The sequence below is a fragment of the Micrococcus sp. KRD096 genome, assembly GCF_017168495.1.
Lineage (GTDB): Bacteria > Actinomycetota > Actinomycetes > Actinomycetales > Micrococcaceae > Micrococcus > Micrococcus luteus.
The window spans coordinates 72,612-87,697 of record NZ_JABFAY010000016.1; the positions used below are offsets into that span (position 1 = coordinate 72,612).

Annotated in this window: 12 protein-coding genes and 1 pseudogene; 6 read left to right on the forward strand and 7 right to left on the reverse strand. The window is 76.0% G+C overall.

From position 1 onward, the window contains the following. Positions 1-438, reverse strand: a 438-nt coding sequence (locus J1M41_RS07475) for a response regulator transcription factor (RefSeq protein WP_206451466.1), incomplete at its 3' end; no start/stop codon positions are given. A 311-nt stretch (positions 439-749) separates the two neighbouring features. After that, complete coding sequence (locus J1M41_RS07480; RefSeq protein WP_206451467.1) at positions 750-2,204, reverse strand: L-lactate permease; 1,455 nt, start codon at positions 2,202-2,204, stop codon at positions 750-752. Between the two features lie 81 nt (positions 2,205-2,285). Between J1M41_RS07480 and J1M41_RS07485 the strand changes: the two genes are divergently transcribed. The 4 genes and pseudogenes from J1M41_RS07485 to J1M41_RS07500 all read left to right on the forward strand — a co-directional run bounded on the left by J1M41_RS07485 (position 2,286) and on the right by J1M41_RS07500 (position 6,061). Continuing rightward, positions 2,286-3,440: a nitronate monooxygenase gene (locus J1M41_RS07485; RefSeq protein WP_206451468.1), complete on the forward strand. Its 1,155-nt coding sequence runs from the start codon at positions 2,286-2,288 to the stop codon at positions 3,438-3,440. Between the two features lie 65 nt (positions 3,441-3,505). Beyond that, positions 3,506-4,846 (forward strand): histidine kinase, encoded by a 1,341-nt coding sequence (locus J1M41_RS07490; protein WP_206451469.1) that lies wholly within the window; start codon positions 3,506-3,508, stop codon positions 4,844-4,846. A 38-nt stretch (positions 4,847-4,884) separates the two neighbouring features. Continuing rightward, a pseudogene (locus J1M41_RS07495) lies at positions 4,885-5,565 on the forward strand (response regulator); the annotation flags it as partial. Between the two features lie 232 nt (positions 5,566-5,797). Further along, positions 5,798-6,061 carry a hypothetical protein gene (locus tag J1M41_RS07500; RefSeq protein WP_206451470.1) on the forward strand — a complete coding sequence of 88 codons (264 nt, stop codon included), beginning with the start codon at positions 5,798-5,800 and terminating at the stop codon, positions 6,059-6,061. Between the two features lie 13 nt (positions 6,062-6,074). Here J1M41_RS07500 and J1M41_RS07505 read toward each other — a convergent pair whose 3' ends face one another. Continuing rightward, positions 6,075-6,650, reverse strand: a complete 576-nt coding sequence (locus J1M41_RS07505; RefSeq protein WP_206451471.1) for a TetR/AcrR family transcriptional regulator — start codon at positions 6,648-6,650, stop codon at positions 6,075-6,077. Between the two features lie 165 nt (positions 6,651-6,815). Between J1M41_RS07505 and J1M41_RS07510 the strand changes: the two genes are divergently transcribed. Together J1M41_RS07510 and J1M41_RS07515 are read left to right on the forward strand one after the other, a co-directional pair. Beyond that, entirely contained in the window at positions 6,816-7,658 is an 843-nt protein-coding gene (locus J1M41_RS07510) for an ABC transporter ATP-binding protein (RefSeq protein WP_206451472.1), read from the forward strand. 2 nt (positions 7,659-7,660) lie between these two features. Next, the gene (locus J1M41_RS07515; RefSeq protein WP_206451473.1) at positions 7,661-10,195 is read left to right on the forward strand and encodes an FtsX-like permease family protein; all 2,535 of its coding nucleotides are present in this window, start codon (positions 7,661-7,663) and stop codon (positions 10,193-10,195) included. Between the two features lie 158 nt (positions 10,196-10,353). Here the strand turns inward: J1M41_RS07515 and J1M41_RS07520 are convergent, their stop codons facing one another. The 4 genes from J1M41_RS07520 to J1M41_RS07535 all read right to left on the reverse strand — a co-directional run bounded on the left by J1M41_RS07520 (position 10,354) and on the right by J1M41_RS07535 (position 15,068). Further along, positions 10,354-11,364: a bile acid:sodium symporter family protein gene (locus tag J1M41_RS07520; RefSeq protein WP_206451474.1), complete on the reverse strand. Its 1,011-nt coding sequence runs from the start codon at positions 11,362-11,364 to the stop codon at positions 10,354-10,356. A 118-nt stretch (positions 11,365-11,482) separates the two neighbouring features. Next, positions 11,483-12,592 carry a hypothetical protein gene (locus J1M41_RS07525; protein WP_241247830.1) on the reverse strand — a complete coding sequence of 370 codons (1,110 nt, stop codon included), beginning with the start codon at positions 12,590-12,592 and terminating at the stop codon, positions 11,483-11,485. A 63-nt stretch (positions 12,593-12,655) separates the two neighbouring features. Further along, positions 12,656-14,539: an ABC transporter ATP-binding protein gene (locus J1M41_RS07530; protein ID WP_206451475.1), complete on the reverse strand. Its 1,884-nt coding sequence runs from the start codon at positions 14,537-14,539 to the stop codon at positions 12,656-12,658. Positions 14,540-14,597: 58 nt separating this feature from the next. Further along, the gene (locus J1M41_RS07535) at positions 14,598-15,068 is read right to left on the reverse strand and encodes an NUDIX domain-containing protein (protein WP_036336764.1); all 471 of its coding nucleotides are present in this window, start codon (positions 15,066-15,068) and stop codon (positions 14,598-14,600) included. Positions 15,069-15,086 lie beyond the last annotated feature (18 nt).

Genomic DNA, 15,086 nt, shown 5'->3' on the forward strand with positions numbered 1-15,086 from the left:
GGGGGCGGCGTGCTCGGGGGCCGCGGTGACGGCCTCCACCAGGTCCGCGGCCACGCGGGCGGAGAACACGGCGTCCCCGGCGTGGACGCGGCGGATGGCGTCCACCACCTCGGCCGGCGGGGCGTCCTTCACGAGGTAGCCGGCGGCGCCGGCGCGCAGGGCGGGCACGAGGTACTGCTCGGAGGAGAAGGTGGTGATCGCCAGGACGCGCACGCCCGGGGCCTCGGCGGAGATGCGCGCGGTGGCCTCGACGCCGTCCATGCGGGGCATCTGCATGTCCATCAGCACGACGTCGGGGGCCAGCGTGCGGGCCGCCTCGAGGGCCTGGACCCCGTCCTCGGCGGAGCCGACCACCTCGAGGTCCTCGGCCTGGGCCACGAAGTGCTCGAGGGCGGTGCGCATCAACGCCTGGTCGTCGGCCACGACTACTCGGATCATGGCGTCCAGCCTAGGAGGCGCACAGGCCGCCGCGCGTCCACCGAAGGTCGACGTCGGCCCCCGCCTCGGGGCGGACCGGGCCGGCTCCCGCGCCCGGCCGGCCACCGCAGTCCCGGCGCCTCCGTGGGCAGAACCCACAACCCCATCGCCTCCGTGGGCAGAACCCACAACCCCGTCGCCTCCGTGGGCAGAACCCACAACCCCGTCGCCTCCGTGGGCAGAAGAGAGGGCACTTCTGCCCACGGAACGCTCTGGCCTGCCGCTTCCGCCCACGGAACCGGGCCGCCCCACCCGGGCCCCGCTCCCGCGCCTCACCGCGGCAGCAGGAACCAGCCCATCACGGCCATGCCGAGGATCCCGGCGAGCATGGCCGGCAGCAGCACCACGAACAGGTTCCGCCGCGTCACGGTCCAGCCGGGCATCTGCGGCGACTGCGCCCCCGCGGCCATGCCGTGGGCCACCTGGATGCGAGCGGGCCCGGCGACGATGCCCCAGCCGGCCGCCGCGTTGTGCAGGCCGTTGGACCAGGGCGGGGGGACGCCCAGCGCGGCACCCGTGTCCATCTGCAGGGGGCCGATCAGGGCCATGGCCCCGGTGTTCGAGGCCGTGATGAAGCCGGCGAACGCGCCGAGGAACGGCATCGCCACCAGGTAGGACTCCCCCATCCCGCTGAGCGCACCCGCGAGCGCCTGCGAGACCCCGCCGGCGGAGAGGATGAGCCCGAACGCCACGTAGAGCGCGTTGGGGATGGCGGTGCCCACCCACAGCTTCCCGGCCTCGCGGGGGACGCGGCGGCGGGCAGCGTCGTCGAGGCGGAGCAGCCACACGCCCACGCCCACCGCCACGAACGCCCACAGCGCCGGCGTCCCCACCAGGGCCGCCGCCCCCTCGAGTCCGAGGGCGCCCTTCACGGTGGTGCCCAGCACGGTGCCGGCCATGAGGGTCAGATACGGCACCACGTCCCGCCCCGGCCCGGGCAGCAGTCGGCCGCCGCGGATCACGAGCAGCCAGGCCACGGTGAGCACGAACGTGGCGACCGCGCCCGCCGGCGCGGTGCCGACCACGAGGTTCGCCCCCAGGATCAGCGCCCACTGGGCGACCCCGGAGAGCACGGCGACGCCGAGCCAGGGCAGTGTCCGGGCCGGGCCGACGTCGACTCGCATGCCGCGCGCCCCGCGCAGCAGCAGCACCGTGGCCACGCCCGCCACCAGGCAGGCCGGCAGGTTGAACACCGCGGCGGTGACCCCGATCTCCCGGAAGTCCAGGCCGAACAGGCGGGCGCCCATGAGCGTGCCCGGCGCCATGGACCCCCACGGGCCGATCGTGAGCGCGAGGACGGAGATCAGCGCGGACCGGAACGCCGTGTAGCCCAGACCCAGCAGCAGCGGCACGCCCACGATCAGGGAGACGCCGAACCCGGTCACGGTCTCGAGGAACGGGATGACGCCGTGCACCATGAGCAGCGCGGTCGCGATCGTGGGGCCGTTGCCCGCCGACAGCCACGCGGCCAGGCGCGCGTGCCCGCCCGAGTACTCCATGACGCGGGACAGGGTGATGCCGCCGGCGATGATCGCCAGGATCTCGAGCAGCGTGGGCACGCCGGCGCCGATCGCGCCGCCCAGGTCGCCCGGGGCCACGCCGAAGGCCGTGAGGGCCAGCAGCACGGCCACGGCCGTCCCGGCGGCCGGGGCCACCCACGCGGGCAGCCGGGTGAGCAGCAGCACGAGGGTGAGCAGGATGGGCGAGAGCGCGAGAAGCACCTCCACGGCGCACCCCCTTCCCTCGTGTACTGCGCCCCACTGTAGGCGCGGGGTGGGGCCGACACCCCTCCCCTTACTCTGGGGGTCATGACGCAGCCATCCCACCCCGACGACGTCACCCGCGCCCGCCTGATCCCGCCCGTGCCCGTGGCGGTGGCCCCGATGGCCGGGGGCCCCTCGAACCCGGAGCTGGTGGCCGCCGTCGTGGGCGCCGGCGGCGGCGGGTTCCTCGCCGGCGGCATGCGGACGGCCGCGCAGATGCGCGCGCAGGTGGACGCGCTGCGCGCGCTGCTGGGCGCGGAGGGGCCGGACCGCTGGGGCGTGAACCTGTTCGTCCCGGACGCGGTGAACACGGCCATCCCGGCCGCCGCGCGCACGGAGGCGGCACGGTCGGCGCGGGCGGCGGCGGTCAGCGCGTACCGGGCGGACCTGACGGCCGACGGCGCCGCCGACCTGCCCACGGCCGCGGACGTGGTCCCGGACCCCGACGCCGAACGGGCCGACTTCGACGCCCTGCTCACCGCCGCCGAGGAGCAGGCATGGCCGCTGGTCTCCTTCACGTTCGGCCTGCCGGCCGCGGACGTGTTCGCCCGGCTGGCCGCCGCGGGCATCCCGGCCGGGGCCACCGTGACGGACGCGACCGAGGCGCGGGCCGCCCTCAACCACGGGGCCGCGTTCCTCGTGGTGCAGGGCCACCGCGCCGGCGGGCACCGGGGCACGTCGGACCCGGCCGCGGAGCCGACCCGCGCCGAGCTGCCGACGGTGCTGGCGGCGGTGCGCGACGTCGTCGGGACGGGGGCCGCGAGCGCCGTGCCCGTGGTGGCCGCGGGCGGCGTGGGCACCGCCGAAGACGTGCGCGCCCTGCTGACCGCCGGCGCGGACGCCGTCTCGGCCGGCACCGCGTTCCTCCTCACCCCGGAGGCGGGCACCTCGGCGGCGCACCGGGCCGCCGTCGCGGCGTGTGCGGCTGGGACACGCTTCTCCGCCGACGACGGGCGGGCCCGCACCGGCCTGACCCGCGCCTACACGGGGCGGTGGGCGCGGTCGCTGGCCACCGCGTTCATGGCGGAGCACCCGGACGCCCCCGCCGCGTACCCCGAGGTCAACGTCCTGACGAAGGGGCTGCGCGCCGTCGCCGCGGCCGCCGGCGACCTCGAGCGCGTCCACCTGTGGGCCGGCACCGAGGCGCACCGGGTCCGGGAGGCGCCGGCCGCCGACGTCCTCGCCTCCCTCGCGCCCTGAGGACCGTCCCGGATCATCCCGCGGACTGACGCCGGCCCCTCGGCCTGCGGCCTAGGCTGGCCCGCGTGAACCCCCTGCGCCGCCTCGACCAGTGGACGCGCCTGCACCCCGTGCGCACCGACGTGATGGCCGCCGCGGCACTGTTCACCGTGCTCGTGGCGCTGCCGTGGATCGCGCTCGGGCCGATGGTCGCCCCGGACCCCCAGGGCCGGCAGACGGCCGTCTCCCTCCTGGCCGGGGCCGGCATGGTCCTGCCGTGGGCCGTGCGTCGGGTGCGCCCGGTGGCCTCGGCCGCCGTCGTGACGGCCGCGGCCGTCCTGCACCTGCTCGCCGGGCCCGAGTTCAGCCTGTCCCTGCTGATGGTGCCGCTCACCGTCTACAACCTCGCTGCGAACGCGCCCCGGAGCGTCTCCGTGGCCGGGCTCCTCCTGGGGCTGGTCGGCGGCGTGGCCAACGGGGTGAAGGTGTGGCTGTTCCCGGCGCAGTTCGTCACCCCCGACGGCCTCACCGTCCGCTCCCCCGCGGAGCCGCTGGCCATGGTCATCATGGCGATCGGCTGCGGGCTCGTGGTGCTCACCGCGTGGGCGTTCGGCGACGTCGTGCGCAACCGCCGCCTCGCCGTGCGCGCCCTCGAGGACCGCGCCCACCGCCTCGAGGTGCAGTCCCGGCAGGAGCGCGAGCTCGCCGCCGCCGACGAGCGCAGCCACATCGCCCGGGAGATGCACGACATCGTCGCCCACTCCCTGCAGGTGGTCATCTCCCAGGCCGACGGCGCCCGGTACGCCGCCGCCGCCAAGCCCGCGCTCGCGGTCACCGCGCTCGAGACCATCGGCCAGACCGGCCGCTCCGCGCTCGCGGACATGCGCCAGCTGCTCGGCGTGCTCCGCGAGACCGGCGAGACCGTGGCCGGGGTGCCCGGCGTGACGGACGACGACGCCCGCCGTCCCGCCGACGTCGTCGCCGCCCCCGACGGCCGCGGCGCCCGCCTGCCCCCGGGCCGCCGGCCCCAGCCGCGGCTCGCGGACCTGCCCGCGCTCGTGGAGACGATGCGCCTCTCCGGACTCGAGGTGTCCCTGCTCGAGACCGGCACGCCCCGCCGTGCGCTGCCGGCGGGAGGCGAGCTGGCCGCATACCGGATCGTGCAGGAGGCGCTCACCAACACGCTGCGCCACGGCGGGCCGGACGCGGACGCGTTCGTCACGCTCGCCTGGACGGCGCGCGGCCTGGACCTGCAGATCGACGACGACGGCTGCGGCGCCGCCGCCGACCCCGCCACCCGGGGAAGCGGCCAGGGTCTGCGGGGGGCCGCCGAGCGGGCGGCCCTGTTCGGCGGGACGCTCGAGTCGGGGCCGCGCGTCGGGACCGGGTACCGCGTGTCCGCCCACCTGCCGTACTCGGCGGTGTGAGGGGTGGCCGCCCCCGCCCGACTTGAGAGGATGACCCCATGAGCTCCGAGGAGACCGCCCCCGTCCGCGTGGCCCTGGTGGACGACCAGGCGTTGATCCGGTCCGGGCTGGCCATGCTCGTGGACTCGCAGCCGGACCTGACGGTCGTGGCGGAGGCGGGCAGCGGGCGCGAGGCGGTGGCGTCGGTGTCCGTGGCGGGCGCCGACGTCGTGCTGATGGACGTGCGCATGCCGGAGATGGACGGCATCGAGGCCACCCGCGCGCTGCTGCGCCGGCCGGACGCCCCGCGCGTCGTGGTGCTGACCACCTTCGACCTGGACGAGTACGCCTTCGACGCGATCGAGGCGGGCGCCAGCGGCTTCCTGCTCAAGGACGCCCCGCCCGAGGAGCTGCTCGCCGCGATCCGCACGGTGCACCGGGGCGACGCCGTGATCGCCCCGTCCACGACGCGCCGGCTCCTGACGCACATGGCCCCGCGTCTGCGCTCGGACCAGGTCCGCAGCGCCGAGTGCGAGGAGCAGCAGGCGGCCGTGGCGTCGCTGACCCCGCGCGAGCACGAGGTGCTGGTGCTCATGGCGCAGGGCGCCGCGAATCTGGAGATCGCCGCCGAGCTCGTGCTCTCCGAGGCCACGGTGAAGACGCACGTCGGCCGGGTGCTGGCCAAGCTCGGCGCCCGCGACCGCGTGCAGGCCGTGCTCATCGCCCACCGCGCGGGCCTCGGCGGTCGGCCTGGGCGGCGGGGCCCCTCCCTGAGCCTCTCCCCAGGCGCCTGTCAGCACAATCACAGGTCATACCTGGGTATGAGCCGGGCGCCCCGAGGTTCATCCTCATGGCCCTGCCGGTGCGCCCACCCCCTCCGCGATGCTGGACGCAGGCCCCGCAGCGGGTCCGCCGCCGGGGTGCACGCGCCGACGGCCGCCCCGGCCCGACGCGCACTGGAGGAGAGGCACCATGACCGGCAGCATCCTGGACCACCCCACCCCGACGACGACCCGCGCCTCCGACCCAGCCGCCGAACAGGCGCAGCGGGACAGCGAATGCGTGGCCTTCTTCGTCGCGCTGGTGACGGCCGCCGTCGTGATGCTGGGCCTGAGCCTGTTCACGGGGGTCGAGGGGCTGCTCCGCCTGGCACTCACCGCGGGCGCCGGCCTGCTCGCCGGCGCCGTCGCGTGGGCCACCGCCCGCCCCGTCCAGGAGGACGCCCCGGGCGACTGACCCGGCCGCGCCATCAGGGCCGCAGGCCGCGCAGGTACGTGTCCAGCAGCCAGCCCCGCTGGTCCGGGCCGTGGCCCAGCAGCTCGCACTCCGGCGACCGGGTGACCATGAGCAGGCCGAACAGGTAGTCCGCCCCGGTCACGTCCGGGCCCACGAGCCCGGCCCGCCGCGCCTCGGCCACCACCTGGTCCGCGAGCTCGAGGATCACACGCTCGGCCTCGGCGATGAGGGCCTCGGGCGGCCGGTCGGCTGGGTCGAAGTCGTCCCGGGCCGCCGCGAGCGAGGCCAGGTTCACGGCCCCCAGGTCCTCGGCGAGCTGCCGCCACCGCGCCTCGGCCCCGCCGCCGTGCTCGTCCCCGCCCACCCCGTCGAGGAAGGCCTGCAGGATCCCCCCGGTGCGGGCCACGACGTCCTCGAGCACGGCGTCCAGCAGATCCCGACGCGTGGGGAAGTGCCGGTACAGCGTGCCCACGCCGACCCCGGCCTCCTGCGCCACCCCGCGCAGGGACATCGCCGCCCCCTGGGTGGCGATGAGACGGCCGGCGGCCGCCAGCAGGTCCTGGCGGTTGGCGCGGGCGTCGGCTCTCATGTCCCCATCATCCCACTCCGCCCGGCACCGCCCGGCGGCGGGGACCTGACGCCCTCGGGTCCACGCCTCGCCGGCCCGCCTCATCCCCGGGCATGACCCGCCGCCCGCAGAGGTGGTCCCCTCCTCCGATCCGCCCCGCCGCGTCCGCGCGGAAGAGTGGGTTCCATGGACACCCCACGCACCTCGCACCCCGCCTCTCCCACGACCCCCGGCCCCGTCGCGCCGGGGCCGGGCACGCCGTCGTCGTCCGCCACCACGACGACGGCGCCTGCCGTCTGCGCCCGCGGCCTCACCCGCGCCTACGGGCGCGGTGACGCGCAGGTGCACGCCCTGCGCGGGGTGGACGTGGACTTCGCCTCGGGCGCGTTCACCGCGATCATGGGGCCCTCGGGCTCGGGCAAGTCGACGCTCATGCACTGCCTGGCCGGGCTGGACGCGCCGACCTCGGGCTCCGTGCGGCTCGGCGGCACCGAGATCACCGGGCTGGACGACACCGCCCTGACCCGCCTGCGCCGCGACCGCGTGGGCTTCGTGTTCCAGGCCTTCAACCTCGTGCCCACGCTCACGGCCGAGCAGAACATCGTGCTGCCGCTCGAGCTGGCCGGCCGCACCCCGGACCGCGCGTGGCTGGAGGAGATCACCCGGGCCCTGGGCCTCGCGGACCGGCTGGGCCACCGCCCACACGAGCTCTCGGGCGGTCAGCAGCAGCGCGTCGCCGTCGCCCGCGCCCTGCTCACCCGACCGGACGTCGTGTTCGGGGACGAGCCCACCGGCAACCTGGACACCGCCACCTCCGCCGAGGTGCTCGGCCTGCTGCGCCGGTCCGCGCGGGAGATGGGCCAGACCGTCATCATGGTCACCCACGACCCCGTGGCCGCCTCCGCCGCCGACCGCGTCGTGCTGCTCGCGGACGGCCACCTGGCCGGCGAGCTCGTGGACCCCACGGTCGAGTCCGTCACCGCGGCCCTGACCGCCCTGTCCGCCCCGGCCGAGGGCGGGGTGCGCTGACCATGTGGACCGTCGCCCTCTCCCAGCTGCGCACCCAGCCGCGCCGCTACGTCTCCCTGGTGCTGGCCATCCTGATCGGCACCCTGTTCCTCGCGGCCTCCCTCCTCGTCTCCTCGACGGCGCAGGCCACCCTGCGCGCCACGCTCGGCAGCACCTACGCCGGCGCCGACCTCGTGGTCCTGCCGGGCGGGTCCAAGGACGTCTCCGACCTCGCCGGCACCGGTGCCGAGCCCGGCCCGCTGGCCCGCCTGGACGGCGTCGAGGAGGCGTACGCCCTGCGGATGGCGTGGGCGGCGGCCCGCGCCGCGGACGCCGAGTTCGGCACCACGGTGATGCCCCTGCCCCGCGACCCGGCCCTGGCGGGCCTGACCGTGACCGCCGGCGCCCTGCCCGCCGCCGACGACGCCCGCGGCGTCACCCTCGACGCGCAGACCGCGGACCGGCACGGGGTGGCCGTGGGCGACGTCGTCGCGCTGGCGAGCGAGTCCGGGCCCGCCCCTGCCACCACGCCGGTCGACGCGGTGGTCACGGGCCTGACCCAGCCCTCCCCGGACCCGATGCTCTCCGGGCAGGCGCAGGTGTGGGCCTCGCCCGCGGCGCTGACCGCGGTGCAGGGCCAGGACGGGGAGGCCGGGTTCACCCCCCACCTGCTGCTGCGCCTGGCCGACGGGGCGGACGTCCCCGCCGTCGCCGAGGCCGCCCGCGCCGAGGCCGCCGCGGCCGGGGCGGACGTCGACGTCGCGACCCCGGACGAGGCCGTGCGCTCGGCGGTGACGCAGCTGAGCGGCGGCACCGACCTGCTGGGCTGGGTGCTCGGCGGCTTCGCGGCGCTGGCCCTGCTGGTGACCGCGCTGGTCATTGCGAACACCTTCCAGGTGCTCGTGGCCCAGCGCACCCGTGACCTCGCGCTGCTGCGCACCATCGGCTCGACGACGGCCCAGGTGCGGGCCTCCGTGCTGACCGAGGCCGCCGTCGTGGGCGTGGTGGGCTCCGTGCTGGGCGCCGGGCTCGCCGTGGCGATCGTGGCCGGCGTGGCCGCGGCCGCCCGCGCGATGCTGGACGTGCCGTTCCTCACGTTCGGGCTTCACCCGGCAGGGCTCGCCGTCTCGGTGGCCGTGGGCGTGGCGGTGACGGTCCTGGCCGCGCTGGCCCCCGCGGTGGCCGCGACGCGCGTCGCCCCGCTCGAGGCCCTGCGGCCCAGGGACGAGGTGACCGCCGGATCGCGCGGCGGCCGGGTCCGCACGGCGATCGGGCTGATGCTGGCCCTCGGCGGCACCGCTCTCATGCTGTGGGGCGTGTCCACGCGGGAGCCGGTCTCGGCGATCGGCGGCGGCGCGCTGTCCTTCGTGGGCGTGCTGCTGCTGGCGCGGCTGTTCGTGCCCGCCGCGGTGCGGGGGGCGGCGGTGCTGGCCCGTCCGGCCGGCGTCCCCGGTCGCCTGGCCGGGCTGAACGCGGTGCGCCACCGGTCCCGGACCGCCGCCACCGCCGCGGCCCTGCTCGTGGGCACCACCCTCGTGGCGCTGTTCCTCACCGGCGGGCGCACCGCCCAGGAGCAGACGGCCCTCGCCCTGGACACCGCCTACCCGGTGGACATCGTGGTGCAGCTTCCCGCCGACGCGGACCCGGCCCACGCGGCCGAGGCCGTCGCCGCGACGGCGGACGTGCAGGCGGTGGCCCTGGCCACCTCGGTGGGCGCCACGGAGGACGGGACCCCCGTGCTGGCGACGTCGGCCGCGGACCTGCGCGCCGTCGTCGCGCGCCTGCCCGAGGGCGTGACCGGCCTCGGCGACCCCGGCACGGCGCTCGTGCCCGACTGGGTCGACGCGGATCAGGTCCGCGCTGAGGTGGCGGGAGCCGAGCGGACGTTCGTCCCGGTGCGCGCGGGCTCGCTGAGCTCCGGCGTGTACGTGGCGGCCGAGCCGCTGCGCGAGACCGGGTGGGACGGGGCCGCGGGCGCCGCCGTGCCGGGCCAGCTGCTCGTCGCGCTCGACCCCGGTGTCCCCGTCGACCGCCTGCAGGGCCTGAGCGAGGACGTGACCCGGGCCGCGGGCGCCGGGGCGGCCGTGATCGCCGGCGGGGCCGGCGAGCGCGCGCTCTACGCCCGGATCATCGACGCGATGCTCGGGATCGTGGTGGCGCTGCTGGCGGTGTCCGTGCTGATCGCGCTGATCGGCGTGGCGAACACGCTGAGCCTGTCCGTGATCGAGCGGACGCGCGAGAACGCGCTGCTGCGGGCCCTCGGCCTGACGCGGGGCGGACTGCGCGGGGCGATCGCGATCGAGGCCGTGCTGATCGCGGTCGTGGCCGCCGTGCTGGGCTGCGCCCTCGGGGTGTGCTACGGCTGGGCGGGGGCGCAGCTGGTCCTCGCCGACCTCTCCGCGACCGCGGGCGCCGGGACCGCGGTGCGCCCGGCCGTGCCGTGGCTCGAGCTCGGGCTGGTGGTGGCCGTGGCGGCGCTGGCCGGCCTGGCGGCGTCGCTGCTGCCCGCGCGTCGGGCGGCCCGGCTGAGCCCCGTGGCGGGCCTGGCCGCGGTGTGAGCGGGCGGGCCGCGGTGTGAGCGGGCGGGCCACGGTGTGAGCCGGGCCACGCCACGGCCCTCACTCGCGCGCTGCCCGGCGGCCGGCGTCGTCGTCGACCGTCCGGAATCGTCTGCGGAACTGACCCTTCTGGGGGGTCTGATCCCGCCTCGGAAGGGTCAGTTCCGCAGACGATCCGCCGGGGCCGAACCGGGGACGCCCGCGGCCCTGCGGCCGTCCGCACGGCGGTAGGCCATCGCGAGCACGGCCCCGGAGAGGTTATGCCAGATCGAGAACACGGCGCCCGGCAGGGCTGCCGCCGGCGAGATGTACTGCGCGGCGAGGCCCGCGGCCAGGCCCGAGTTCTGCATGCCGACCTCGATCGAGACCGTGCGCGCCACGGGCGTGGGCAGCCGGAACAGCTTCGCCGCGCCGTAGCCGAGCAGGTAGCCGAGCCCGTTGTGCAGCACCACCGCAGCGAACACCAGCAGGCCCGCCGACAGCACGCGCGAGGCGCTGTTCCCGACGACGGCGGCCACCACCAGCGCGATGAACACCACCGAGACCCACGGCAGGGCGGGCAGCACGCGGTCGACGACGCGGCGCAGCAGCAGGCGCACGACGAGTCCGCCTAGGACCGGCAGGAGCACGATGTTCACGATGGACTTGGCCATGGCGCCGCCGTCGACGGCCATGTACTGGCCGGCCAGCCACAGGGTGAGCAGCGGCGTGAGCAGCGGGGCCAGGAGCGTGGACACGGAGGTCATGGCCACGGAGAGGGCGGTGTCGGCGCGGGCGAGGTAGCTGACCACGTTCGAGGACGTGCCGCCCGGGGCCGAGCCCACGAGGATCACGCCCGCCGCGAGCTCGGGCGGCAGCTGGAGCACGACGGCGACGCCGAGCCCCAGCAGCGGCATGATCGCGTACTGCGCCACCACGCCCAGCAGCACGGGCAGCGGCCGGCGGGCGACGAGGCCGAAGTCCGGAAGGGTCAGCGTCAGGCCCATGCCGAACATGATGATCCCGAGGAACAGGTTGACCTGGGGCAGCAGCGTCTTCGCGGCGGTCGGGGCGAGGAAGCCCACGAGCGCGGCGGCCAGCACCAGCAGCGGGAAGACGGTGACGGCGATGCGTGCGGAGCGGTCTTCCGCGCGGCGGGCGTCGGTGAGGGCGGGATCCGGTGCGGTCATCCCGTCATGGTAAGAGCGCGACCGCGATGCGTCGTCGCGTGACGCGGCGCCGTCGTCGGCCTTCCGGAATCTTCTGCGCCCCTGACCCTTCTGGACGTCCGCTCCCGCCCCAGAAGGGTCAGTTCCGCAGACGATCCTCCGCGCCACCGGCGTCGAGACCGCCACGCTCCGCGATCGCGGCCCGCACCAGCCCCGCCGTCTCGACGAATCCCCGCCACCGGTCCGTCCCCGCCACCCGGATGTTGAGCCAGCCCTGACGCAGGAACACCGCGTCCCGGCGGGTGTCCTTGCCGACCTGCGCGGCGCCGTCGTGGGTCTTGCCCTCGTAGTGGATCGCGATCCGCCACCGCCGGTAGCCGAGGTCCGCGCTGGCGGGGTGCCACAGCGAGTAGTCAGGGTCCCAGAGCTCGATCTGCAGGTCCGGCTCGGGCAGCCCCGCGGCCATCAGCGCCAGGCGCAGCTCGGTCTCGGCCGGGGAGTCGGAACCGGTGCGCACGAGCGCCAGCGCCTCCCGCGCCCGCACGATCCCGGCCTCGCCGGTGTGCCGCTCGAGCGCGGCGCCGAGCTCCCGGCGGGTGGCCAGCGCGACCTTCCCCCGCCGCTCGTCCTCCCGTGCCAGCCGATCCCCCACCGCCACGAGCGCGTCCCGGTCCATGACGGTGGCCAGGTGGAACCAGGTGTCGGCGTGCGAGGTCCATCGCAGCCCGTGCAGCCGGTCCCTCCGCACGAGGACGCGGTCCAGGTCCACGAGCCGGGTGCGCACGCCGGGCTCCCGTAGCACCCGGCGGGTGCGGGACCGCAGGACGGTAGGACGCACCCGGGCCTTCACGTCGTCCGGGAGGGGCCAGCCCAGCAGCCGGGCCACGGACTCTCCGGTCACCACGACGTCGGGACGCATCGCCGCCAGGTCCTGCAGCCGGGACAGCTCGGTGGCGAGGGGACGCGCGGGCGGCGTCGCCCCGGTGACGGGGCCGATCCAGCGGTAGTGGCCGTGCGCGACGCGTTCGACGTCCCGGCTGCGCAGCCGCGACCCGGACACCCCGGCGGCCAGCGCCTGCGCCCGCGTGAACGGGGCGTCCTGGAGGTGGGCGGGGAAGGTCCGGGCACGCGCATGGCCCCGATCCTGCTCGCTCCCGACGTCGGCGGGCCCGGTTGTCCACAGGCCCTGCGGAGGCGTCGGGCCGACGTCGTCGTGGACGTCCTGCCGCGCGCTGGGAATCCGTTGCACATCTGACCCTTCTGGGCCGCCGCGCAGCGCTCGGAAGGGTCGGATCCGCAGAAGATTCCGGGATCACCCGCTCAGCCCGTACTCCTTCAGCATCTTCCGGGCCTCCTGGGTGCCGGCCCTCTGCAGCTCGAGCAGCTGCGCGTAGATCCCGCCGGACGCGGCCAGCTCGGCCGGGGTCCCGATCTCCTGCACCTGCCCGCCGCGCAGCGTGACGATCCGGTCCACGGACGCGATCGTGCTCAGCCGGTGCGCCACGATCAGGCTCGACCGCCCCACCATCAGGTCCTCGAGGGCCGCCTGCACGAGCCGTTCTGACTTCGTGTCCAGTGCGGAGGTGGCCTCGTCCAGCACGAGGATCGGCGCGTCCTTCAGCACGGCCCGCGCCACCGCGATCCGCTGCCTCTGCCCGCCGGACAGCCGCAGCCCCCGCTCGCCGATCACCTGGTCGTAGCCGTCGTCGAACGCCTCCACGAACCCATGCGCGTACGCGGCCTTGGCGGCGGCCCGGACGCGTTCGTCGGAGGCGTCGGCGTCCGCGTAGGCGATGTTCTCGCGCACCGTCCCGGAGAACAGGCTCGGCTCCTGGAACACGGTGGCGATCCGCCCGCGCAGCGCGGCCAGGTCCAGCCCGGCGACGTCCTGTCCGAACACCTCGATGCGTCCGCTCGTCACCGGGTACAGCCCCAGCAGCAGGTGCGCGATGGTCGACTTCCCGCCGCCCGACTCGCCCACGAGCGCCACCCTGGCACCCCGCGGGATGTCGAAGGACACGCGGTCCAGCACGGGGCGGGAGGCGTCGGCGTCGTAGGCGAAGGAGACCTCGTCGAAGCGCACGGCCGGCACGTCCGCGGGGACGTCCGGCGCACCCGGCACGACGTCGGCCCGCGGCTCCGCCGGCACGCGCGGTGCGTCCGCACCCGCCGACTCCGCACTCGCGCTCGCCACCGCGAGCTCCGCCCCGCCGGCCCGCTCGCGCTCTTCGGCGAGCACCTCGAAGTAGTCCTTCGACCCGGCGACGGCGCGCTGGGCGGAGTCCACGAGGAAGCTCATGGAGAAGATCGGCTGCCGGGCCATGTTCATCAGCTGCAGGAGGATCACCATGTCGCCCACGGAGAACAGGCCCTGCGCGGTGCGGACGAACACGATCAGGTACATCGCGCCGAAGGCCGTGTTCAGGGCGAGCCGCCGCCCGGCGTCCATGCCGTGCCAGAACCGGGACTGCTGCCGGGTGATCTCCACGGTCCGCAGGAACCGGTCGCGGAACCCGGCGAGCTCGTGGTCCTGCCGGTTGTAGGCCCGCACCACGGACATCTGCGAGACCACCTCGGCGAACCGCCCCGAGGCGATGTCCACCTCCGTGTTCTTCTCCCCCTCCCACACCTGCCACTTCGCGGAGGTGCGCGCGGTGAGCCACATGTACACCGGGAAGACGACGGCCAGCAGGATCGCCAGCGGCCACCAGTAGAACGCCGTGATCACGAGCACCGCGGCGGTGATGATGAGCATGGTGAACGCGTTGTTCGCGAAGAACTGCAGGAACTGGGTGAGCTCGTTGATGGTGCGGTTCAACCGGTTGACGACCCGCCCGGTGATCGCGGTGTCGAAGTACCGCTGGGGCAGGTGCAGCAGCTGCTCGAAGTACCGCGTGGAGAGGATGGTGCGCATGCGTGCGGCCATCACGTCGCCCCAGTAGCCACCGACGCTCACCACCAGGGTGGTCGCCACCTCGACGGCGAGGAACGCGACCGCCAGCCAGGTCACCGCGGTGACGGCCTCGGCCACGTCGGTCTCCCCCGCGACGGCGGCGACGATCCGGTCCGTGGCCGCACCGATCAGGAACGGGGTGGCCAGGGCCAGCACCGCGGCCAGCACGGAGCTGACGGCGATGCCGAGGTAGAGGCGGTGGAGCTGGGGCGCGAAGCGCAGGATGCGGAGCAGCGACGTCACCCGGCCAGGCTAGTGGCCGGTGCGGACATCAGCGCGGGCCGGTCGGCCCGCCTGGAGGTCAGAACGGGGGCGCTGCGGCGACGGCGGCCAGCACGGGGTGCAGCAGCGGGGCCACGCCGTGCCCGCCCGGTGCGGCCGGGGCGGCGGGGTCCATCCAGTGCAGCTCGACGATCTCGTCCGTCGGCTCGGGGACCTCGTGCCGGGCGACGGGCCGCCACAGCGCGAACACCTCCGAGTGCAGGGCGGCGCCGGGCTCGTTGGCGGCGGCGGTGTCCCACGCGCCGAGGCGGGTCAGCTCGTCCGGGCGCAGGCGCAGCCCGGTCTCCTCGGCCACCTCGCGGACGGCGGTGTCCACGGGGGCCTCGCCGGGCAGGTGCTTGCCGCCGGGGAACATGAACATGGCGGTGCCGGCCTTGCGGACGGTCAGCACGCGGCGGTCCGGGCGGGCCAGCACGACGGCGGAGACGCGGATGACCTCCCCGGCCGCGACGGTCGGCGTGGGGGCGGAGTCGGAGGGGGAAGGACTCATGCCCCCATCATCCTCCCC

Coding starts and splice junctions, on each gene's coding strand:
- J1M41_RS07485 (WP_206451468.1), top strand. CDS start 2,286: ATGACGCAGCCATCCCACCCCGACGACGTCACCCGCGCCCGCCTGATC.
- J1M41_RS07500 (WP_206451470.1), top strand. CDS start 5,798: ATGACCGGCAGCATCCTGGACCACCCCACCCCGACGACGACCCGCGCC.
- J1M41_RS07505 (WP_206451471.1), bottom strand. CDS start 6,650: ATGAGAGCCGACGCCCGCGCCAACCGCCAGGACCTGCTGGCGGCCGCC.
- J1M41_RS07510 (WP_206451472.1), top strand. CDS start 6,816: ATGGACACCCCACGCACCTCGCACCCCGCCTCTCCCACGACCCCCGGC.
- J1M41_RS07515 (WP_206451473.1), top strand. CDS start 7,661: ATGTGGACCGTCGCCCTCTCCCAGCTGCGCACCCAGCCGCGCCGCTAC.
- J1M41_RS07520 (WP_206451474.1), bottom strand. CDS start 11,364: ATGACCGCACCGGATCCCGCCCTCACCGACGCCCGCCGCGCGGAAGAC.
- J1M41_RS07535 (WP_036336764.1), bottom strand. CDS start 15,068: ATGAGTCCTTCCCCCTCCGACTCCGCCCCCACGCCGACCGTCGCGGCC.